This window comes from Allokutzneria sp. A3M-2-11 16, assembly GCF_024213555.1.
Taxonomy (GTDB): Bacteria; Actinomycetota; Actinomycetes; order Mycobacteriales; family Pseudonocardiaceae; genus Allokutzneria.
This window is the reverse complement of record NZ_JANAVO010000041.1, coordinates 1-680: the sequence shown is the minus strand read 5'-3', so window position 1 is coordinate 680 and position 680 is coordinate 1. Positions and strand designations below refer to the sequence as shown.

Sequence of the window (680 nt, the reverse complement as noted above, 5' to 3'; positions counted from 1 at the left end):
TCGATCTGGCGGATGCGTTCGCGCGTCACGCCGTAGACCTGGCCGATCTCGTCGAGGGTGCGGGGCTGGCCGTCGGTGAGGCCGAAGCGCAGCCGCACCACGCCTGCCTCGCGCTCGGAGAGCGTGGCCAGCACCGACTGGAGTTGGTCCTGCAGCAGTGTGAAGGAGACCGCGTCCACGGCGACGACCGCTTCGGAGTCCTCGATGAAGTCACCGAGCTGCGAGTCGCCCTCGTCGCCGATGGTCTGGTCCAGCGAGATCGGCTCGCGGGCGTACTGCTGGATCTCCAGGACCTTCTCGGGGGTGATGTCCATTTCCTTGGCCAGCTCCTCCGGCGTGGGCTCGCGGCCCAGGTCCTGGAGCAGCTCGCGCTGGATGCGGCCGAGCTTGTTGATGACCTCGACCATGTGCACCGGGATGCGGATGGTGCGGGCCTGGTCGGCCATGGCGCGGGTGATGGCCTGGCGGATCCACCACGTGGCGTAGGTGGAGAACTTGTAGCCCTTGGTGTAGTCGAACTTCTCGACGGCGCGGATGAGGCCGAGGTTGCCTTCCTGGATGAGGTCGAGGAAGGCCATGCCGCGGCCGGTGTAGCGTTTGGCGAGGGAGACCACGAGGCGGAGGTTGGCCTCCAGCAGGTGGTTCTTGGCCCGCTCACCGTCGCGCACGATCCACCGCAG

Annotated in this window: 1 protein-coding gene; it reads right to left on the bottom strand. The window is 67.5% G+C overall.

What is annotated here, in order from left to right:
- Window positions 1-680 (bottom strand): RNA polymerase sigma factor (locus NLX83_RS40730; RefSeq protein ID WP_254240657.1); only part of this gene is annotated, 680 nt, incomplete at both ends.